This is a genomic window from Bradyrhizobium sp. BWA-3-5 (assembly GCF_032917985.1).
In the GTDB taxonomy this organism is placed as follows: Bacteria; Pseudomonadota; Alphaproteobacteria; order Rhizobiales; family Xanthobacteraceae; genus Bradyrhizobium.
Genome location: NZ_CP136626.1, coordinates 3,670,775 through 3,691,115 on the forward strand (window position 1 = coordinate 3,670,775; position 20,341 = coordinate 3,691,115).

Annotated in this window: 17 protein-coding genes; 14 read left to right on the forward strand and 3 right to left on the reverse strand. The window is 64.2% G+C overall.

What is annotated here, in order from left to right; genetic code table 11:
* Positions 1–29 precede the first annotated feature (29 nt).
* The 6 genes from RX331_RS17735 to RX331_RS17760 all read left to right on the forward strand — a co-directional run bounded on the left by RX331_RS17735 (position 30) and on the right by RX331_RS17760 (position 5,972).
* Positions 30–1,244 (forward strand): sialidase family protein, encoded by a 1,215-nt coding sequence (locus RX331_RS17735; protein WP_317257738.1) that lies wholly within the window; start codon positions 30–32, stop codon positions 1,242–1,244.
* On the forward strand, positions 1,241–1,747 hold the full coding sequence (locus tag RX331_RS17740) for a TlpA disulfide reductase family protein (RefSeq protein ID WP_317257739.1): 507 nt from the start codon (positions 1,241–1,243) through the stop codon (positions 1,745–1,747). Before RX331_RS17735 ends, RX331_RS17740 begins: the two co-directional genes overlap by 4 nt.
* A gap of 108 nt (positions 1,748–1,855) precedes the next feature.
* Positions 1,856–2,359, forward strand: a complete 504-nt coding sequence (locus RX331_RS17745; protein WP_317257740.1) for a copper chaperone PCu(A)C — start codon at positions 1,856–1,858, stop codon at positions 2,357–2,359.
* A 237-nt stretch (positions 2,360–2,596) separates the two neighbouring features.
* A complete protein-coding gene (proS, locus tag RX331_RS17750) occupies positions 2,597–3,916 on the forward strand; it encodes a proline--tRNA ligase (RefSeq protein ID WP_317257741.1) in 1,320 nt (439 codons plus the stop codon).
* A 69-nt stretch (positions 3,917–3,985) separates the two neighbouring features.
* Positions 3,986–5,266, forward strand: a complete 1,281-nt coding sequence (locus RX331_RS17755; protein ID WP_317257742.1) for a lipoprotein-releasing ABC transporter permease subunit — start codon at positions 3,986–3,988, stop codon at positions 5,264–5,266.
* 7 nt (positions 5,267–5,273) lie between these two features.
* Positions 5,274–5,972: an ABC transporter ATP-binding protein gene (locus tag RX331_RS17760; RefSeq protein ID WP_317257743.1), complete on the forward strand. Its 699-nt coding sequence runs from the start codon at positions 5,274–5,276 to the stop codon at positions 5,970–5,972.
* A gap of 8 nt (positions 5,973–5,980) precedes the next feature.
* On the opposite strand, the gene RX331_RS17765 is transcribed toward RX331_RS17760, so the two are convergent.
* Both RX331_RS17765 and RX331_RS17770 read right to left on the reverse strand, forming a co-directional pair.
* Positions 5,981–6,238, reverse strand: coding sequence for a DUF3551 domain-containing protein (locus tag RX331_RS17765; protein WP_317257744.1), 258 nt, complete (start codon positions 6,236–6,238; stop codon positions 5,981–5,983).
* A gap of 161 nt (positions 6,239–6,399) precedes the next feature.
* Positions 6,400–6,693, reverse strand: coding sequence for a DUF3551 domain-containing protein (locus tag RX331_RS17770; RefSeq protein WP_317257745.1), 294 nt, complete (start codon positions 6,691–6,693; stop codon positions 6,400–6,402).
* A gap of 306 nt (positions 6,694–6,999) precedes the next feature.
* Between RX331_RS17770 and RX331_RS17775 the strand changes: the two genes are divergently transcribed.
* From RX331_RS17775 to RX331_RS17800, 6 genes are all read left to right on the forward strand, one after another.
* Positions 7,000–7,746 (forward strand): outer membrane protein, encoded by a 747-nt coding sequence (locus RX331_RS17775; RefSeq protein WP_317257746.1) that lies wholly within the window; start codon positions 7,000–7,002, stop codon positions 7,744–7,746.
* A gap of 461 nt (positions 7,747–8,207) precedes the next feature.
* A complete protein-coding gene (dnaE, locus tag RX331_RS17780) occupies positions 8,208–11,717 on the forward strand; it encodes a DNA polymerase III subunit alpha (protein ID WP_317257747.1) in 3,510 nt (1,169 codons plus the stop codon).
* 102 nt (positions 11,718–11,819) lie between these two features.
* On the forward strand, positions 11,820–12,353 hold the full coding sequence (locus RX331_RS17785; protein ID WP_317257748.1) for a DUF2846 domain-containing protein: 534 nt from the start codon (positions 11,820–11,822) through the stop codon (positions 12,351–12,353).
* A 300-nt stretch (positions 12,354–12,653) separates the two neighbouring features.
* Positions 12,654–13,619: a helix-turn-helix domain-containing protein gene (locus tag RX331_RS17790; protein WP_317257749.1), complete on the forward strand. Its 966-nt coding sequence runs from the start codon at positions 12,654–12,656 to the stop codon at positions 13,617–13,619.
* 135 nt (positions 13,620–13,754) lie between these two features.
* Positions 13,755–15,272, forward strand: coding sequence for an aldehyde dehydrogenase (adh, locus tag RX331_RS17795; protein WP_317257750.1), 1,518 nt, complete (start codon positions 13,755–13,757; stop codon positions 15,270–15,272).
* A gap of 188 nt (positions 15,273–15,460) precedes the next feature.
* Entirely contained in the window at positions 15,461–15,880 is a 420-nt protein-coding gene (locus RX331_RS17800; protein WP_317257751.1) for a CBS domain-containing protein, read from the forward strand.
* Between the two features lie 76 nt (positions 15,881–15,956).
* Here the strand turns inward: RX331_RS17800 and RX331_RS17805 are convergent, their stop codons facing one another.
* Positions 15,957–16,424, reverse strand: coding sequence for a YbaK/EbsC family protein (locus tag RX331_RS17805; RefSeq protein ID WP_317257752.1), 468 nt, complete (start codon positions 16,422–16,424; stop codon positions 15,957–15,959).
* Between the two features lie 239 nt (positions 16,425–16,663).
* Here RX331_RS17805 and RX331_RS17810 point away from each other — a divergent pair, with 239 nt between their 5' ends.
* Together RX331_RS17810 and RX331_RS17815 are read left to right on the forward strand one after the other, a co-directional pair.
* Positions 16,664–19,021, forward strand: coding sequence for a caspase family protein (locus RX331_RS17810; RefSeq protein ID WP_410708235.1), 2,358 nt, complete (start codon positions 16,664–16,666; stop codon positions 19,019–19,021).
* A 222-nt stretch (positions 19,022–19,243) separates the two neighbouring features.
* On the forward strand, positions 19,244–20,239 hold the full coding sequence (locus RX331_RS17815; protein ID WP_317257753.1) for a 30S ribosomal protein S2: 996 nt from the start codon (positions 19,244–19,246) through the stop codon (positions 20,237–20,239).
* Positions 20,240–20,341: the final 102 nt, after the last annotated feature.

Below are 20,341 nucleotides of genomic sequence, written 5' to 3' on the forward strand. Positions count from 1 at the left end.
CTGGAAAACCCTGCAGAAGGAGTAAAGCCATGCTACGAATGAGCCTTCTCGCAACGCTCGCTTTCACGCTTTGCCAGACCGTAGCGCATGCGCAGATGAGTCATCACCAGCATGCCTCGGAAACGGCGTGCGAGGAGACGGCGCTGCGCTGCGCGTCGAAGGTCACGCCGGCCTTTGCACCTGACGGAACGCTATGGCTCGCCTTTATGGCGGGCGGGCACATCTCGGTGGCGAGTTCGAAGGATCAGGGACGCAGCTTTTCGGCACCGGTTGGGGTGACGAAGAAAAAGTACACCCTCGATTGGGGGCCGGACGCGCGGCCGCAAATTGTCCCCGACAAAAACGGTGGCATCGCGCTGGCGTTTTCAACTTTCCGGGACAAGGCGTTCAACGGCCAGGTGTTCGCGACGAAGTCGGCCGATGGAGGTCAAAGCTTTGCCGAGCCGACGCCGATCACGGCGAATAACGAGAGCCAGCGGTTTGTCGCGCTCGGCCTCGATACCGATGGTTCGGTGTTCGCAGCCTGGATCGACAAGCGCAACCGCGTGCCGGCGGGCGAGGAGGGCAGGAAATACGAAGGGGCGGGGGTGTTCTTTGCCTCATCGAAAGATGGCGGCGCGACTTATTCCGAAACACAACTGGCCGCGGATAACACCTGCGAATGCTGCCGGCTCGGCATGGCCTTCGCCGGGCCCGGCCGTCCCGTGATCGTGTTCCGCAACATTTTTGAAGGCGGCATCCGCGATCATGCCGTCATGACGTTTGCCGATCCGGCGACGCGGGGCGACGTTCGCCGCGTCAGCCATGACGACTGGCAGATCGCCGCATGCCCGCATCATGGCCCGAGCCTGTCGATCTCGGCCGCCGGTACCTACCACGTCACCTGGTTCACCAGCGGCAAGGCGCGCAAGGGGCTGTTCTATGCCCGCTCGCAGGATGAGGGCCGCAGCTTCTCCGATCCCATTCCGCTCGGCCGCGCCGACCGCAATCCGACGCGGCCTTACGTTCTGGCCGGCCCGCACGGCACCACCGTGGTCTGGAAGGAATTCGACGGCGAGAAGACCGTGGTCAATGCCATGACCTCGCATGACGAGGGCAAGAGTTGGTCGACGCCGTCGACAATCGCCACTACGACGGATACGTCGGACCACCCGATGCTGGTCAGCGACGGACAGAAAACCTACTTGTCCTGGATGACCAAGGCCGACGGTTATCGCCTGCTGCCGATTGGAGATGGATCATGAAACGTCTGCTCCTTGCTCTCATATTCCTCATTGCGTGCCTCGGCGAAATGTCGATGGCCGAGACGCCGTCTGCGCCTGCGCTCAAGCCGTTCGTGCGGGGGAGCTGGCAGGAAATGCTGCGCGCGCATGCCGGCCGGCCGACGCTGGTGCACTTCTGGGGCGTCACCTGCGGCCCGTGCAAGGTCGAACTGCCGCTGCTCGGGAAGTTCATGAAGGAGCATTCCGAACTCGATGTCGTCATGATCAGCGCCGATCTCGTTCCGAACCTGGACGGCCCGACCCGTGCGATGCTGGAGAAGGCCGGGCTCGGCCCGGCGGAGAACTGGATCTTCAGCGACGGCTTTGTCGAGCGCCTGCGGTTCGAGATCGATCCGGTCTGGCAGGGCGATATCCCCCGCACGCTGTTGATCGCGCGGGATGGAACAGTCACCACGATCGAGGGCTCGGTGGAGATACCGGACCTGAAGAAATGGCTGGACCAGCAAACGGTGTCCGGCAAATAAGGCCGCGCTCCCGCTATTGTGAATTTTAACGTTGTGTTCTCAAGTTAATGCAGCAGCGGGCGGTTCGCCCGCTGTGCCGGTCATACTTCATCAATCGAAAGACCTACGATGAAACCTATTCTGCAATTCTTCGCCTTTGCCGTCCTGTTGGCACTGTTTGGCACGCCCGCGCACGCGCAGGAAGTCAAGGCCGGCGACCTCGTCATTACGCAGGCCTGGAGCCGCGCGACGCCCGGCGGCGCCAAGATTGCGGGAGGGTTCCTCACCATCGAGAACAAGGGAGCCGCGCCGGACCGGCTGATTGGCGGCTCCGCCGATATCGTCGGCAAGGTCGAGATCCACGAGATGGCGATGAATAATGGCGTGATGACGATGCGGCCGCTCGACAAGGGCCTCGCCATCGAGCCCGGCAAGACCGTCAAGCTCGCGCCGGGCGGCTACCATCTGATGCTGATGGATCTCAAGCAGCCGCTGAAGCAGGGAGACAAGGTGCCGCTCACGCTCGAATTCGAGAAGGCCGGCAAGGTTGCGCTGTCGCTCGACGTGCAGGGCGTCGGCGCGCAGGCACCCTCGGGCGGGATGAAGCACGATCATTCCGGCATGAAGAAGTAGGGAGGCGGCGGCAGCCCAGGCGCGCTGCCGCCCGCTATCCATCGTCGGAGCGCGCGGCTTAAGATGGTGGGCTTGCTCGGCTTGCCTACACTGCGAAACTAACAATTCACCGATGGAACGAGCTACAAATCCTCGTTTTCAGAGGCTTTTTCGTAGCTCCCGGCCTTGTATTTTCGCACCCGATCCGGTTTCACTGCACCTTCTTCTGCCTAGCCCACTGATTCCTCGAGTTGACCCATGCGATTGTCGCGGTTTTTCCTGCCCATCCTGAAAGAGAATCCGAAAGAGGCGGAAATCGTCTCGCATCGTCTGATGCTGCGCGCGGGCATGATGCGGCAGGAAGCGGCCGGCATTTACGCCTGGCTGCCGCTGGGCTTCCGAGTCTTGAAGAAAATCGAGCAGATCGTTCGTGAGGAGCAGGACCGCGCCGGCGCGCTGGAACTGTTGATGCCGACGCTGCAACTCGCCGATCTCTGGCGCGAGAGCGGGCGCTATGACGCCTATGGTCCGGAAATGCTGCGCATCGCCGACCGCCACAAGCGCGAATTGCTGTATGGGCCGACCAACGAGGAAATGATCACCGAGATCTTCCGCGCCTACATCAAGTCCTACCGCAGCCTGCCGCTCAACCTCTATCACATCCAGTGGAAGTTCCGCGATGAGCAGCGTCCGCGCTTCGGTGTGATGCGCGGCCGCGAATTCCTGATGAAGGACGCTTACTCCTTCGACATCGACGAGGCGGCGGCGCGGCGCGCCTACAACAAGATGTTCGTGGCTTACTTGCGCACTTTCGCGCGGATGGGATTGAAGGCGATTCCGATGCGGGCCGAGACCGGTCCGATCGGCGGCGATCTCAGCCATGAATTCATCGTGCTCGCGGAGACCGGCGAGTCTGGCGTTTATTGCGACAGCAACGTGCTCGATTTGCCGATCCCGCCCGACGATGTCGACTATGATGGCGATCTGACACCGATCATCAAGCAGTGGACGTCGGTCTATGCGGCGACCGAGGACGTGCACGATGCCGCGCGCTACGAGACCGAGGTGCCCGCTGAGCGGCGCGTCAACACACGGGGCATCGAGGTCGGCCAGATCTTCTATTTCGGCACCAAATATTCCGAGGCGATGAAGGCGCTGGTTGCCGGCCCTGATGGCGTCGAGGTGCCGATCCATGGCGGCTCCTACGGCGTCGGCGTCTCGCGCCTGGTCGGTGCCATCATCGAAGCCTGCCATGACGATGCCGGCATCAAATGGCCGGAAGCGGTGGCGCCGTTCACTGCCGTGATCCTCAATCTGAAGCAGGGCGATGCGGCGGTCGACGGCGCCTGCGAAAAGCTCTATCGCGAGCTGCAGGCCAAGGGCGTCGACGTGCTCTATGACGATACCGATCAGCGCGCCGGCGCAAAGTTCGCGGCCGCCGACCTGATCGGCATCCCCTGGCAGATCCTGGTCGGTCCGAAGGGCCTCGCCGAGGGCAAGCTCGAGATCAAGCGGCGCAGCGACGGCTCGCGCGAGAATCTCAGCCCGGCGGAAGCGGTGGCGAAGATCGCGGGATAGGATATCCACCGTGGTGGTAATGTTGGCCAATGAGGCCACATTTGGTCCGAATCATGGGATTATCGAGTAATGGATGAGACCATGAACGAGACAGCCCGAACTCCGCCCTTTGCGCCCTTCGAGTGGCTGCTTTCCGGGCGCTACCTGCGGGCGCGCCGCAAGGAAGGATTCATCTCGGTCATCGCCGGTTTTTCCTTCCTCGGCATCATGCTCGGCGTCGCCACGCTGATCATCGTGATGGCGGTCATGAACGGATTCCGCAAGGAACTTCTGGACAAGATCCTCGGTCTGAACGGTCACCTCCTGGTGCAGCCGCTGGAATCACCGCTGACCGACTGGAAGGACGTCGCCGAGCGCATCAGTACGGTCGACGGCATCCGGCTTGCCGCGCCGGTGGTGGACGGCCAGGCGCTGGCGTCGTCCGCGTTCAACGCCGCCGGCGTGCTGGTGCGCGGCATGCGCTCGGCGGACCTGAACAACCTCACCTCGATCGCCAAGAACATCAAGCAGGGCACGATGGAGGGCTTTGACGAAGGGCAGGGCGTCATCATCGGACGCCGTCTCGCCGATCAATTGTCGCTGCATGCCGGCGACACCATCACGCTGGTCGCGCCGAAGGGCGCCGTGACACCAATGGGCACCACGCCGCGCATAAAGCCGTACAAGGTGGCGGCAGTGTTCGAGATCGGCATGTCCGAATATGACGCGAGCTTCGTGTTCATGCCGCTGCCGGAATCGCAGGCCTATTTCAACCGCAAGGACGACGTCACCGCGATCGAGGTATTCACCACCAATCCGGATCGGATTGACGCGTTCCGCAAGTTCGTCACCGAAGCGGCTGGACGGCCGGTGTTCCTGGTCGACTGGCGGCAGCGCAACTCGACTTTCTTCAACGCGCTCCAGGTCGAGCGCAACGTGATGTTTTTGATCTTGACCATGATCGTGCTGGTTGCCGCGCTCAACATCGTCTCCGGCCTGATCATGCTGGTGAAGGACAAGGGCCAGGACATCGCCATCCTACGCACCATGGGCGCCTCGCAGGGCTCGATCATGCGGATCTTCCTGATCACGGGCGCCGCGATCGGCGTGGTCGGCACGCTGACCGGCTTCTTTGTCGGCATGCTGATCTGCCTGAACATCGAATCGATCCGGCAGTTCCTTTCGTGGATGACGAACACCGAACTGTTCTCGCCGGAACTCTATTTCCTCTCCAAGCTGCCCGCCGAGGTCGATTTCGGCGAGACCACCGCGGTCGTGATCATGGCGCTGACGCTGTCGTTCCTGGCGACGCTCTATCCGTCCTGGCGCGCCGCGCGCCTCGATCCCGTCGACGCGCTGCGGTACGAGTGAGGACGTGATGGCCGAGGAGGCAGAAGACGTACCGGTTATCTATCTCCACGAGATAAAACGCGAGTACCGGCAGGGTGAGGCGACGTTGACCATCCTCAACGGCGCCAAGCTGGCGCTGTGGGCCGGGCAGTCGGTGGCGCTGGTGGCGCCGTCGGGCTCGGGCAAATCGACGCTGCTGCATATCGCAGGCCTGCTCGAAAGCCCCGACGACGGCGAGGTCTATGTCGCGGGCACGCCGACGTCGCAACTCTCCGACGTCGACCGCACCCAGATCCGGCGCAACGACATCGGCTTCGTCTATCAGTCGCACCGGCTGCTGCCGGAATTCACGGCGCTCGAAAACGTCATGCTGCCGCAGATGATCCGCGGCCTCAAACGTTCCGAGACGATCAAGCGTTCGGAGGAGATACTGGCCTATCTCGGGCTTAGCGATCGCATCTCACATCGGCCGGCCGAACTTTCCGGCGGCGAGCAGCAGCGCGTCGCTATCGCGCGTGCTGTTGCCAATGCGCCGCGGGCGCTGCTGGCTGACGAGCCGACCGGCAATCTCGATCCGCATACCGCCGATCATGTCTTCAAGGCGCTGATGCAACTGGTGCAGGCCACACAGGTGGCGATGCTGATCGCCACCCACAACATGGAGCTGGCCGGCCGGATGGACCGCCGCGTGTCGCTGGTCGACGGCCAGGTCGTCGAGCTCGAATAGCGGCAATCTCAGTAGACGTTGCGATACCGCTTGCGCGCCGACGGCCCTTGGGCCTGCGCGTAATACGGATTGACCACGCATTGCGCCGCGCGGCCCGACGCCGACATGTTGCATTGAGGCAGCGAGGTGTAGCGGCATTCGTAGTAGGTGACCTTGCCGTACACATGCAGGCAAACCGGGTAGCTGGGATCGTATGTCTGTGCCCGAGCCGGCGCGGCTACCGACGCTGCGCCGATCGCCAAAATTGCCAAAGCCAGAATGCGCATCACAAGCTCCTATGCGATCGAAGCCGCGGTCCGCTCTGCCGCAACGCTTGCAATCTTCGGTCTTCAAGCAGACGACGCGGCAACGCCCGCGTCAAATCACGTTCACGCGTTGATGCCTTTGGGCGGCGACAGCGGAAGCGATCGCGAAATCTTGATAGGGTCTAGTACCTGCCGTAGCCCGGAGCCGGCGGAAGCGCGCGGCCCGGCAGCGGACGATATCCGGCGGGCGGGGGTCCATCTTCGCCGACATAATAGGGATTGGCGATGCACTGAAGGAAACGTCCAGAGGCGGTCGCCTGACACTGCTCGTAACTTGTGAACGTGCAATAGCTCAGTGCCGGATATTCATCGCCCTGAAGGCAGAACGGGTAGCGGGTGCCGACGGCTTCGGCGGGCGCAGAGCCGATGGCGGCCAATCCGGTTGCGGTCAGAACAGCCAGAACAGCTCTACGCATTTTTTCTTGTCTCCTTCTCAGCGGCAGCGCTGCACGTGATCGGAGGAAGCCGCACGTGCGCAACTTCGTCAACCGATTCCACCCCTCGTCAATTGCTGTAATATCAAAACGGAACTTTTTGCAGGCGCTACGTCGTAATGTTTCAAAAAATGCCTGTGAGACAACATTAACTTGCGTTCACAAAGTTGCGTCCACAGTTGGGCCGTTTGGTGCGCGTTGTTGCAGCGAGGTTACAGCAATTCGAACTGACGATGCTATGAGCATGCCGCGGCCTTGGGGGCTGTCAATAAAGGAACGGGAATAAGAATGAAGAAGGTTTTGCTTGTTACGGCCAGTCTGATCGCGCTCGGCGCGGCTGCGCCGGCTGTCGCTGCTGATCTCGCTGCGCGTCCTTACACCAAGGCGCCGCCGATGGTCGCGGCTGTGTATGACTGGACGGGTTTCTACATCGGCGTGAACGGCGGCTACGGCTCCAGCCGCAACTCCTGGGATTCGGTTCCGCCGGCCGGTTTGCTCGGTCCCGAAGGCTCCCATGACGCGACCGGCGGCACCGTCGGCGGCCAGGTCGGTTACCGCTGGCAGGCTGGCACCTTCGTGTTCGGCCTTGAAGCTCAGGGCAACTGGGCTGACTTTTCGGGCAGCAATGTGAGCCAGGTGTTCGCCGGCTCCCGCAACCACACGAACGTCGATGCGTTCGGCCTGTTCACCGGTCAGGTCGGCTATGCCGTCAACAACGTGCTGCTCTACGTCAAGGGCGGTGCTGCGGTGACCTCGAACAGCTACCGCATCTCCAACCTTGCAGGCGCGACCATCGGTGTCACCGGCGACGACACCCGCTGGGGCGGCACGATCGGGGCGGGCCTCGAATATGCCTTCGCGCCGAACTGGTCGGTTGGCGTCGAGTACAATCACCTGTTCATGCAGGACCGTACCTACAACTTCACCACGCCGGCCGGCGCCTACTTCGGCACTGACCGCATCCGTCAGGACGTCGATCTCATCACCGCCCGCGTGAACTACAAGTTCGGCGGCCCGTCGATCTCGAGGTACTGAGCTCGCGCTACTCAGAACAACGAAGCCCCGGGGCGATGTCCCGGGGCTTTTTTGTTGCCCTGCGGCCCGCCGGTTAACCACACGGCAAAGGGTGGCAGGATCGGCTGCGAAAGGACGCTTGACTCCTAGGAACGAAAAAGGAACATTGTTCTTCATATGTTCTCATCTCGTCAGGGAGTCGGATCATGTTGCGGATGTTCGTGGAAGAAGCGGCGGCGCTGGCCTCGATTGCGCTGTTTGTCGGAATGATCGCGGTCTGGGCGCAGGTGATTCCGCAGCTTTGATGGGATCTTGCCCGGGCCGCTGCGCCCGGGCTGGGGAAAAGCCGGATGGCGGGCGCGCAGGGCGCGTCCGACGTGGACTCGGCAGGTCTGAGGCATCACCATTGCGGATAGCGAGTCGGCGTGCGGCAGCCGTCGGTGATCGCTTCCCACCACGATGCAAGAGCCCGTTCAGCGATCATGTCCAGCGCCGGATTCGTTCATCTTCACGTTCATTCGGCCTATTCGCTGCTGAAAGGTTCCATCAAGATTGCCAAGCTCGGCGAGCTGGCGAAAGCCGATCGCCAGCCGGCGCTGGCGCTGACCGACACCGACAACATGTTCGGGGCGCTGGAATTCTCCGACAAGATGGCCGGCTACGGCATCCAGCCGATCGTCGGCTGCGAGCTTGCGGTCGATTTCGGCGACCAGGACCCGAATGCACGCAGCACGCTGGCTGCTGCGCCGTCGCGAATCGTGCTGCTGGCGGCCAAGGAGCGCGGCTACCGCAGCCTGATGCGGCTGAATTCGCGGGCGTTCCTGGAAACGCCGGTGCATCAATCGCCGCACATCAAGCTCGAATGGCTGGAAGGCGACGCCGAGGATCTGATCGCGCTGACCGGCGGCCCCGACGGGCCGATCTCGCTGGCGCTGCAGGCCGATCACACTGCGCTCGCCGCCGCGCGTTGTGAGCGTCTCGCGAGCCTGTTCGGCGATCGCCTCTATATCGAGCTGCAGCGCCACGGCATCGACAAGGAGCGCCGCGTCGAGGGCGGCCTGATCGATCTCGCCTATGCCAGGGGCCTGCCGCTGGTCGCGACCAACGAGCCATATTTCGCGTCCAACGACGATTACGAGGCCCATGACGCGCTGCTCTGCATCGCCGGCGGTAAGCTGATCGCCGAGACCGACCGCGAGCAGCTCACGCCCGATCACCGCTTCAAGAGCCGCGCCGAGATGGCGGTATTGTTCGCCGACATTCCGGAGGCGCTGGCCTCGACGGTCGAGATCGCCGAGCGCTGCTCGTTCCGCCCGAGGACGCGCAAGCCGATCCTGCCGTTCTTCACCGTCGGTGCCGCATCAAGCTCGGACGCCGCCGCGGTCGAGGCCGCCGAGCTGAAGCGTCAGGCGGAAGAAGGGCTCGCGGAGCGCCTGCGCGTGCATGGTCTGTCGCCGAACATGACGGAGGAGGATTACAACAAGCGGCTCGCCTTCGAGCTCGACGTCATCGCGCGGATGAAATATGCGGGCTACTTCCTGATCGTCTCCGACTTCATCAAATGGGCCAAGGCGCAGGGCATTCCGGTCGGGCCGGGCCGCGGCTCCGGCGCAGGCTCGCTGGTGGCGTGGGCGCTCACCATTACCGACCTCGATCCGATCCGCTTTGGCCTGCTGTTCGAGCGCTTCCTCAATCCTGAACGCGTCTCGATGCCGGACTTCGACATCGACTTCTGCCAGGATCGACGCGGCGAGGTGATCCAGTATGTGCAGCAGCGCTACGGCCGCGATCAGGTGGCGCAGATCATCACCTTCGGTACGTTGCAGGCGCGTGGCGTGCTGCGCGACGTCGGCCGCGTGCTGCAGATGCCTTATGGCCAGGTCGACAAGCTGACGAAACTGGTGCCGCAGAATCCTGCAGCGCCGGTGACGCTGGCGCAGGCGATCGAGGGCGAGCCCAAGCTGCAGGCGTTCCGCGACGAGGACCCGGTGGTAGCGCGCGCCTTCGACATCGCCCAGCGCCTCGAGGGCCTGACCCGCCACGCCTCGACCCACGCCGCCGGCATCGTGATCGGCGATCGCCCGTTGAGCGAACTGGTGCCGCTCTATCGCGATCCCAAATCCGACATGCCAGTGACCCAGTTCAACATGAAATGGGTCGAGCCGGCCGGGCTGGTGAAGTTCGACTTCCTCGGTCTGAAGACGCTGACCGTGCTCGACGTCGCGTGCAAACTGCTCCGGCAGCGCGACATTCATGTCGATCTGGCGACGCTGCCGATCGATGACGCGCCGAGCTATCAGATGCTGGCGCGGGGCGATGTCGTCGGCGTGTTCCAGGTGGAAAGCCAGGGCATGCGGCGCGCGCTGATCGACATGCGCCCCGACCGTTTCGAGGACATCATCGCGCTGGTGGCGCTCTATCGCCCGGGCCCGATGGCCAACATCCCGACCTATTGCGCGCGCAAACACGGCGACGAGGAGCCGGAATATCTGCACCCGGTGCTGGAGCCGATCCTAAAAGAGACCTTCGGCGTCATCATCTACCAGGAACAGGTGATGCAGATCGCGCAGGTGATGTCGGGCTACTCGCTCGGCGACGCCGACCTGCTGCGCCGCGCGATGGGCAAGAAGATCCGCGCCGAGATGGACAAGCAGCGCGACATCTTCGTCGCCGGCGCGGTGAAGAACGGCGTGCCGAAGGGGCAGGCCGAGACCATCTTCGAACTGCTCGCCAAGTTCGCCGACTACGGTTTCAACAAGAGCCACGCCGCGGCCTATGCGCTGGTGTCCTACCACACCGCCTACATGAAGGCGCATTACCCGGTGGAGTTTTTGGCGGCGTCGATGACGCTCGAACTGAACAACACGGACAAGCTCTCGGAATTTCGTGCCGAGGCGCAGCGGCTCGGCATTAAGGTCGAGGCGCCGAACATCAACCGCTCCGGCGCCACCTTCGAGGTCGGCGAGAACACCATCTATTATGCACTGGCCGCGTTGAAGGGCGTCGGCCAGCAGGCAATCGATCAGATCGTCGAGGAGCGCAAGAAGGGCGCGTTCACCTCGCTGGCCGACTTCGCCGCGCGGGTCAATCCGCGCGCCATCAACAAGCGCATCATCGAGAGCCTCGCCGCCGCCGGCGCCTTCGACACGCTCGAATCCAACCGCGCCCGCGTCTTTGCCGGGGCCGACGCCATTCTCGCCGCCTGCCAGCGCAGCCATGAAGCGGCGACGATCGGCCAGAACGACATGTTCGGCAATGCCGCGGATGCGCCGACCATCATGCTGCCGCAGATCGAGCCGTGGCTGCCGGCCGAAAAACTCCGCCGTGAGTATGACGCCGTCGGATTCTTCCTGTCGGGACATCCGCTCGACGATTATGCGACCGTGTTGAAGCGGCTGCGCGTGCAGTCCTGGGCGGAATTTTCGCGCGCCGTGAAGACCGGCGCGACCGCGGGCAAGGTCGCGGCGACCGTGGTGTCGCGAATGGAACGGCGCACCAAGACCGGCAACAAGATGGGCATCATGGGTCTGTCGGACCCGACCGGGCATTTCGAGGCGGTGCTGTTCTCCGAAGGCCTCGCGCAATATCGCGACGTGCTGGAACCGGGGGCGGCCGTGTTGCTGCAGCTCGGCGCCGAGTTGCAGGGCGAGGACGTACGGGCGCGGGTGCTGCACGCCGAGCCGCTGGATGATGCTGCCGCCAAGACGCAAAAGGGCCTGCGGATTTTCGTGCGCGACACCAAGCCGCTGGAATCCATCGCAAGACGGCTCAACATGCCGGAAATCACGCCGTCGAACGGCCTGGCGAAGGGCCAGCCACCAAAGCCCGCACCGGCACCATCCGGCGGCGCCGATGGCGACGTCTCGCTAGTCATGATGCTCGACCTGCAGACCGAAGTCGAAATGAAGTTGCCAGGCCGCTTCAAGGTCTCGCCGCAGATCGCAGGTGCCATCAAGGCGGTGGCCGGCGTGGTGGACGTACAGACGCTATAAAGTCACAGCTGTCGGCTGACCGCGCAAATGACGCCCTAAATACTGTTGCAACCTGACAGTGCGCCCAGCTAGGTTCGTTCCGGGGAAAGTGTTGGGGGCATCATGTTGGGGCGTGGAATTGCGTTGCTGTCGGCTGCACTGCTGTTGTCGGGGTGCATGACCGCCAAGGTCGGGACGGATTACGCGGCAATATCGCAAAAGATCGGTCCGCCGAAGGCGGGGCATTCCCGTGTCGTCGTGCTCCAGCAAAAGCGCGACGGCCTGTCGATGTCGCTTTGCGCCTGCGAGGTGAGACTGGATGGCAGTCCGATGGGCAAGGTGCTGGTCGGCACCTACGCCTATGCCGACCTCCCGGCAGGCCCGCATCAACTCACCGCGACCGAACTGATGTTTCCAGGCGAGAGCCGGCGCGATTTCTCTACCGCGCCCGGCCGGACCTATTTCTTCCTCGTCAAGTCCAGCGCGCGGCATGACGCCGTCACTGGCACGACCGTCGTCGCGGGATTGGCCGGCGCCGTTGTCGCCTCCGTCGTAACGTCGGGCAGCGACAACACCGGACCGGCCGACCTCATTCCGCTGGACGAGCCGGCGGCGAGAGCGACACTCGCCGATCTGCAGTTGGCGGACGCCAGCTGACCGGAAGATTCCCGCCTTTCCGAAAACTCCGTCGTCGCTGCAGGTTCGGTCGTCACCAGGGACGTTCCCGCGAATACCTTTGTCAGAGGAAATCCGACGCGGGTCATTCGTTCTATTCGCGACGATTGAAGCAATATACTTCCTTGGTCCTGAGGGGAATTCAAACCGAACCTGTTAGGATCGTCAGGCGCATTCAGTGTTGCGGGCTCTTGACGGCGGGACGGTCAAGGCTGCGCTTGATCTGGATCAATTCGCCAACCGCGTCAGGCGGAATAATAATACTGTACGGGAGGAAGAAGCGTGGCGCAGACCACCAAGGAGCATGCCGATCAGGTGCAGGCGACGGTGGCGCGTGGCTCGGCCGCGACGTCGGCCATGGTCGCGTCTTGGCGCCGCTCATCCAATTTTCATCGTCTCGATCCCGCCGAATGCAGCCTGCCGCGGCGCTTGAGCGGGGCCGAATTCGAATCGGCCCGCCAGCAGGTCGAGCCGCTGGTCCGCGCCGCTCAATCCAATCTCGACCGGCTGTTCCTGGCGGTCGGCGGCGTCGGCTGCTGCGTGCTGCTTGCCGACCGCAACGGCGTGCCGGTCGACCGGCGAGGCGCGGCTAGCGACGACGATACGTTCAAGTCATGGGGGCTGTGGACCGGCACGGTCTGGAGCGAGGAGTGCGAGGGCACCAACGGCATCGGAACATGCATTGCCGAACAACGCGCGCTGACGGTTCATCGCGACCAGCATTTCTACGCGCGCAACACGCTTTTGAGCTGCACGTCGGCGCCGATCTATGATCACGAGGGCAGGCTGGCCGCGGCGCTCGACGTCTCCTCCTGCCGCGCCGACCTCACCGAGGGCTTCGTCAATCTCATCGCAGTCGCTGTCGGTGACGCCGCGCGGCGGATCGAGATGGAGAATTTCCGCCTGGCGTTTCCGGACGCCCGCTTCCTGTTTGCACCTGACATCAACCGCGGTGGCGGCGGGCTGATTGCGGTCGATGCCGACGACCTCGTCATCGGCGCGACGCGGTCGGCGCGTCTGGCGCTCGGGGTCAGCAGGGATTTCCTGAAGAAGCCGCTGCCGGCGGCGGACCTGCTCGGCGGTACCTCCAGTCCGGTGCGGGATCTCGACCAGGCCGAGCGCGCCGCCGTGCAGCGCGCGCTGGCGCGCAGCAACGGCAACGTATCGGCCGCGGCCGAAGCGCTCGGCATCAGCCGCGCGACCCTGCACCGGAAGCTGCGCCGTCTCGAGCTTCATCGCGCGCATTGAGGATTGTCTTATTCGACTGTCGCAGTTCTGCGACAGTCGCGCGGACCATCCGGTTTCAACGGGCAGACAATAATTCCCGCCTTCGTCATGGTTTTTCCCGAGCACCATTCAGCGGCGCCATAGCGAGGAACAGCCATGAACAAGGTCGAATTTTCACGAACTGCGAAGGCCCCGTTCGAACGGCGATACGGGAATTTCATCAACGGCAAATGGGCCGAGCCGCGCTCGGGCCGCTACTTCGAGAATTACTCGCCGGTCAACGGCCAGCTGCTGTGCGAGATCGCACGCTCCGAGGCGAGGGACGTCGAAGACGCGCTCGATGCCGCGCATGCCGCCAAGGAGGCCTGGGGCCGCAGCAGCGTCGCCGAACGCGCGCTGATCCTGAACCGCATTGCCGATCGCATGGAGGAAAACCTCGATGTGCTCGCGCTTGCGGAGACCTGGGACAACGGCAAGCCGATCCGCGAGACTACTGCGGCCGACCTGCCGCTCGCCATTGATCATTTCCGCTATTTCGCCGGCGCCATCCGCGCCCAGGAAGGCAGCCTCTCCGAAATCGATCATGACACCGTCGCCTATCATTTCCATGAGCCGCTCGGCGTCGTCGGCCAGATCATTCCCTGGAATTTCCCGCTTCTGATGGCGTGCTGGAAGCTCGCGCCGGCGCTGGCCGCCGGAAACTGTGTCGTGCTCAAGCCGGCCGAGCAGACCCCGGCCGCGATCATGCTGTGGGCCGGCCTGATCGGCGACCTGTTGCCGCCGGGCGTGCTCAACATCGTCAACGGCTTTGGCCTCGAGGCCGGCAAGCCGCTGGCATCCTCGCCGCGCATCTCCAAGATCGCCTTTACCGGCGAGACGTCGACCGGCCGCCTCATCATGCAGTACGCGAGCGCGAACCTCATTCCGGTGACGCTCGAGCTCGGCGGCAAGTCGCCCAACATCTTCTTCAAGGATGTCACGTCAGAGGACGACGATTTCTTCGACAAGGCGATCGAAGGCTTCGTGATGTTCGCGTTTAACCAGGGCGAGGTCTGCACCTGTCCGAGCCGCGCGCTGATCCATGAATCGATCTTCGACCGCTTCATGGAGCGCGCCTTGAAGCGCGTCGAGGCGATCGTGCAGGGCGATCCGCTCGATCCGGCGACGATGATCGGCGCGCAGGCGTCGTCCGAGCAGTTGCAGAAGATCCTGTCCTATATCGACATCGGCCGCCAGGAGGGCGCGCAGGTGCTGACCGGCGGCGCGCGCAACGAACTGCCCGGCGATCTCGCCGGCGGCTTCTATGTCAAGCCGACGGTGTTCAAGGGCAACAACAAGATGCGCATCTTCCAGGAGGAGATCTTCGGACCGGTGGTTTCGGTCACGACCTTCAAGGACGATGACGAGGCGCTCGCGATCGCCAACGACACGCTCTACGGCCTTGGCGCCGGTATCTGGAGCCGCGATGCCAGCCGGCTGTACCGGTTCGGCCGCGCCATCCAGGCGGGCCGGGTCTGGACCAATTGCTACCACGCCTATCCGGCGCACGCCGCGTTCGGTGGCTACAAACAATCGGGCGTCGGCCGCGAGACCCACAAGATGATGCTTGACCACTACCAGCAGACCAAGAACCTGCTGGTCAGCTACAGTCCGAAGAAGCTCGGCTTCTTCTGATCGGTGAGAGCAGGGGGATGGTGCGGCGCGCGGGCCAATGCGGTCCGCGCGTCGTGCTGTTTTTCAAGAACTTGTCATTGCCTTTGCGATTCCGGCCAGAGCCGATCCGTCGTATAGTCGCACATCCAGGGGGAAGCTGTGCTGCATCACGTGAGTATCACCTGAAATCGCAGTGACGGAGGTCCGCCATGAAAGTCAAAGACGCAATGCACAAGGGCGTCGACTGGGTCAATCCCGATACTCCCATTAGCGAAATTGCCAAGCTGATGCGTGAGCACGACATCGGCTGCATCCCGATCGGCGAGGACGACAAGCTGGTCGGCATGGTCACCGACCGCGACATCGTCTGCAAAGGACTTGCCAACGGCAAGTTTGACGCCAACCGCGCCTTGGCGCGCGATGTCATGACCGACGGGATCCATTGCTGCCGGGAAGACGACGACCTTGCCAAGGCCGTCCATCACATGGAGGCGCTGCAGGTCCGCAGGCTGCCTGTCATCAACAAGAACAAGCGAATGGTCGGCATGATCAGTTTGGGTGACGTCGGCCGATTGGCACCTAATGATTTGGTGGCCGGATGCGTGAAGAACGTCGCGGCGCATCATTGAAGCGACGCAACCCCGATCAGCGGTAGGGCGCCCGCGTCAAAGTCGACGCGGGGCCGTCGGGCGTGATCGCGCGCCCTCAATCATGCGAGCTGAAGTGGCCGCGCCAGGCTTTCGCCGTCAATCGTGCGAACTCTTCGCCGTCCACCCGGATCAACGTCGCGTGATCGCCGCCTTCCATATAGACATCGCCTCGAGCATCGATGCTGTCGTCGACGATAACGTCGAGCCCGTAGCACTCGCCAATCGGCGGGATGGCTCCAATGTCGCAGTCGACAAACAGCTCGGCGATTTCCTTCTCGCTCGCCAGGTCGACCTTGTGTCCGAGCTGGCTCTTCAGTGCGGACATATGCAGGTGATGGGAGGCGGGAAGCACGGCCATCATGTAGCCGCCGTCACGGCGCAGCACGACCGCCTTGGCAAGCGCGTCGCCCGGCACGTGACAGGCTTCGGCCGTACGTGTCGATGACATGGTGGGAGCGTGAGGAATCAGTTCGTAGGTGACGCTCTGATCCAGGTATTTCTGCAGGGTCGGGGCAACGGTCATGCGATTTCCTCCATTGCATGGGCAGTCCGCACACCGGGAGGAACTCGCGCCGTCGCCTCACGATGCGGGCGAACACGATTGGCAAACGATACGCCTGCCGGGTGGCCGCCACAATGCCCAATTCTGTCCGGAACTGGACGGAGGCCGGCTGCCGTGCCTTGTTGAGAGCGCAATTATTCAAGAAATGTTCAGCTACGCGCATTTCATATGACGCGCGGGCGGCGACAGGGTGGAATCCCATGTGGGTAGCGAGAAGTTTATCGATCGTCTCGGCATGTCTCGTGACGATGTCCTTTCTGGCGGGTCATCTGAACGATGCCGCTGCGCAGCAACCCGAGAAGCGCATTGCGCTGGTGGTCGGCAATGGCGCTTACGCAAAATCGCCACTCCCGACTGCCGCGAACGATGCCGGCCTGATCGCGCAGACCTTGCAGGCGGCCGGCTTCGATGTGATCGGCGCCCGCGACCTCGACGGCGACACGCTGCGCAGAAGTTTTCGCGATTTCATCCAGAAGGCCGAGAGCTCGGGGCCGGACACCGTCGCGATGGTGTATCTGGCCGGCTACGGGCTGCAACTGGCGGGTGATAACTACTTCGTGCCGGTCGATTCCGCGATCAACCGCGAGGCCGACGTGCCGATCGAGGCACTGCGGACCGGCGACTACATCCGCCAGCTGGCCTCGCTACCGCTCAAGGTCGGCATTGTCGTGCTGGACGCGGCGCGGCAGCAGCCTTTCGTCAATGGACAGATCGCAAGCGGCCTTGCTTTGGTCGAAGCCGATCCGCACATGCTGATCGCCTTCAATGCCGCGCCCGGTACGGTGGCACCGGCCGAGCAGGGGCCGTACGGCATCTACGCCCAGTCGCTGGCCGAGATGATCCGCACCGGCGGATTGCCGCTCCCAGAGGTTTTCAACCGCCTCAGGCTCCGCGTCAACGAAGCCAGCAAGGGCGCGCAGGTGCCCTGGGACAGCCAGAAAGTCGACGCCGGCTTCACCTTCTTCGAGCGTGCCCCCGATGCGCCCGTCCCGGCGCCGGATCAGACGGCCGCCGTCAAGGACAAGCCGATCCGCGATCTCGGCGTGCAGGACGCCTATGCCGCGGCGCTGGAGCGTGACACGCTGCAGGGCTATGAGGAATTCCTCGGCGCCTATGCGAGCGATCCGCTGTCCAAGCGGGTGAGGGCGATTGCGGCGGCGCGGCGCGAGGCGATCACATGGCGCCGTACCTACCGCACGGACACGCCGAACGCCTACTGGTCGTACCTGCAGCGCTATCCGCGCGGGCCGCATGCCGCCGACGCGCGCCGCCGCCTGGCCATCCTCACTGCGCCACTGGAGCCGCCGCCGACCTTCGACGTCCTCGATTACGACGTGCCGCCGCCGCCGCCGGAAGAGATCATCTATGTCGATCGCCCGGTGCTGGCGTTCGGCGATCCCGAGTTCGACTTCGTGCCGCCGCCGCCGGCGCCGGTCTACTATCTGCCGCCGCCGCCGGATGATTTCGTGGTGCTGGAGCCGCCGCCGCCGCCGATCGGGCTATTCATCCTGCCACAGCCGGTGTTCGTGCCGATCCCAGTCTATGTCAGGCCGCCGCGCTATGTGGCGCCGCCGCCGAATAACGTGATCTTCGCCAACATCCACAACCGTGCCGCCATCGACAGCGTCATCAACCGGCGTGGGCCGCCACCGCCCGCGGCTGGGTCCGGCGACAGAGCCGGACGTCCCGGCTCTCCTGCGATTGCGCCGGCGCAAGGAAGCGTCACGCCGAGCCTGCCGCCCGCTGTCGCGCAGCGCGCGACGCTGATCCAGCAGGGCAAGGCCCCGGTGCCGCCGAGCGCCACGATCAATCCTGCGGTGAGAACCGGTTTGCCCGGCGCTCCGGCGGGGCAGGCGGGGCGGCCAAACGCGCTGCAGCCGGCGAACGCGCCGGCCGCCGCGCTGCCGTCGTCGCAGTCCCTGCCGAGGACCAATACGTTGCCGGTGCCGGGCGCAAGGGGCGCGCCGCCTGCGCCAGGCAGCGCGGCGATCAATCCAAACGCGAGGACCGCGCCCGGCGTGCCGCCACAGCCCAGTGCGGCCGTCAATCCGAGCGCGAGGACTGCGCCTGGCACGCCACCGCCGGCACCCGGCGTTACCGGCGCACGGCCCGCCATTGGCGCGACGGCTCCGGCTGCTGGCCCGTCACCAAGAGGCGCCCCGCCGCCCAGCGCCGCCGTGCCATCGCGGCCAGCCGCGGCCGTTGCCCCGCGACCTCAACCGCCGCCCGACATACGGCGAGCGCCGCCGCCCGCGGCAGTCGCGGCAAGGCCTCCGCCGCCGGCCGCGCGGGTCGCTCCGCCCCCGCCCAGGATGGCTGCACCACCGCCGCCCCCGGCAAGGATGGCCTCGCCATCGCCGCCACCCAGGATGGCGGCCCCGCCGCCGCGTATGGCGGCACCTCCGCCAGCCCCGCGGATGGCTGCGCCGCCTCCGCCGAGGATGGCCGCGCCAGCGCCACCGCCGCATATGGCGGCCCCGCCGCCCCGGATGACTGCACCGCCACCGGCGGTCCGCGCCGCGCCGGCCAGGAGTTGCCCGCCCGGGGCCCGGTGCTGATCGTTAACGGGCCAGATCACGGGATCTGGCCCAGACGGCCCTAAATCGGAGGGCTCAGTGGCGGAAAATTCAGCCGTATTTCCTTGCTTCTGGCTGGAATCCGGCTATATAGCGCGCCATCTCACACGGAAACATGGCTCTCAAGGCCGTCCGGTGGCAACCGGGCCAGTCAGGCTCGTTTGCTCACACGTTTCCGGAGGAACCAACCGGAGAACTATACCTATGGCGCTACCCGATTTCTCTATGCGTCAGCTGCTCGAAGCTGGCGTGCACTTTGGTCACCAATCGCACCGCTGGAATCCGAAGATGGCGGATTACATTTTCGGTGCCCGCAACAACATCCACATCATCGATCTGGCCCAGACCGTGCCGATGCTGCACAACGCGCTGAAGGCGGTTTCGGACACCGTGGCCAAGGGCGGCCGCATCCTGTTCGTCGGCACCAAGCGCCAGGCGCAGGATGGCGTCGCCGAAGCGGCCAAGCGCTCGGCGCAGTATTTCGTCAATTCGCGCTGGCTCGGCGGCACGCTGACCAACTGGAAGACGATTTCGGGCTCGATCAAGCGCCTGCGTCACCTCGATGAGGTGCTGTCGTCGGGTGAAGCCAACTCCTACACCAAGAAGGAGCGGCTGACGCTGCAGCGCGAACGCGACAAGCTCGACCGCTCGCTCGGTGGCATCAAGGACATGGGCGGTCTTCCCGACATGATCTTCGTGATCGACACCAACAAGGAAGACATCGCGATCCAGGAAGCGCAGCGGCTCAACATTCCCGTCGCCGCGATCGTCGACACCAATTCCGACCCCAAGGGCATCACCTATGTGGTGCCGGGCAATGACGACGCCGGCCGCGCCATCTCGCTGTATTGCGACCTGGTGGCCCGCGCCGCCATCGACGGCATTTCGCGCGCGCAGGGCGAATCCGGCATCGACATCGGCGCCGCGGTTCAGCCGGTTCGCGAGGAAATTGCCGCGGCCGAAACCTCCGGCTTCCAGGGCCTGGCCGGTCCGCGCGGCACCGCCGACAACCTCAAGAAGCTCACCGGCGTGTCCGGCACGATCGAGAAGAAGCTCAACGACCTCGGCATCTTCCACTACTGGCAGCTCGCCGAGCTCGACCACGATACCGCGCACAAGATCGGCGAAGAGGTTGGTCTTCCGAGCCGGGCTGATGCCTGGGTCGCCCAGGCCAAGGCGCTCACCGCGGAAGCGGAATAATTGGTACGCCGCGTGGCCGGATCTTCCGGCCGCCGGTTCTGTTCCTCAAGGCTTGAGCATTCCCTGGAGCTGACGACGGCACGGCGCAAAGCGCGCCGGGCC

Coding starts and splice junctions, on each gene's coding strand:
- RX331_RS17735 (WP_317257738.1), top strand. CDS start 30: ATGCTACGAATGAGCCTTCTCGCAACGCTCGCTTTCACGCTTTGCCAG.
- RX331_RS17740 (WP_317257739.1), top strand. CDS start 1,241: ATGAAACGTCTGCTCCTTGCTCTCATATTCCTCATTGCGTGCCTCGGC.
- RX331_RS17745 (WP_317257740.1), top strand. CDS start 1,856: ATGAAACCTATTCTGCAATTCTTCGCCTTTGCCGTCCTGTTGGCACTG.
- proS (WP_317257741.1), top strand. CDS start 2,597: ATGCGATTGTCGCGGTTTTTCCTGCCCATCCTGAAAGAGAATCCGAAA.
- RX331_RS17755 (WP_317257742.1), top strand. CDS start 3,986: ATGGATGAGACCATGAACGAGACAGCCCGAACTCCGCCCTTTGCGCCC.
- RX331_RS17760 (WP_317257743.1), top strand. CDS start 5,274: ATGGCCGAGGAGGCAGAAGACGTACCGGTTATCTATCTCCACGAGATA.
- RX331_RS17765 (WP_317257744.1), bottom strand. CDS start 6,238: ATGCGCATTCTGGCTTTGGCAATTTTGGCGATCGGCGCAGCGTCGGTA.
- RX331_RS17770 (WP_317257745.1), bottom strand. CDS start 6,693: ATGCGTAGAGCTGTTCTGGCTGTTCTGACCGCAACCGGATTGGCCGCC.
- RX331_RS17775 (WP_317257746.1), top strand. CDS start 7,000: ATGAAGAAGGTTTTGCTTGTTACGGCCAGTCTGATCGCGCTCGGCGCG.
- dnaE (WP_317257747.1), top strand. CDS start 8,208: ATGTCCAGCGCCGGATTCGTTCATCTTCACGTTCATTCGGCCTATTCG.
- RX331_RS17785 (WP_317257748.1), top strand. CDS start 11,820: ATGTTGGGGCGTGGAATTGCGTTGCTGTCGGCTGCACTGCTGTTGTCG.
- adh (WP_317257750.1), top strand. CDS start 13,755: ATGAACAAGGTCGAATTTTCACGAACTGCGAAGGCCCCGTTCGAACGG.
- RX331_RS17800 (WP_317257751.1), top strand. CDS start 15,461: ATGAAAGTCAAAGACGCAATGCACAAGGGCGTCGACTGGGTCAATCCC.
- RX331_RS17805 (WP_317257752.1), bottom strand. CDS start 16,424: ATGACCGTTGCCCCGACCCTGCAGAAATACCTGGATCAGAGCGTCACC.
- RX331_RS17810 (WP_410708235.1), top strand. CDS start 16,664: ATGTGGGTAGCGAGAAGTTTATCGATCGTCTCGGCATGTCTCGTGACG.
- RX331_RS17815 (WP_317257753.1), top strand. CDS start 19,244: ATGGCGCTACCCGATTTCTCTATGCGTCAGCTGCTCGAAGCTGGCGTG.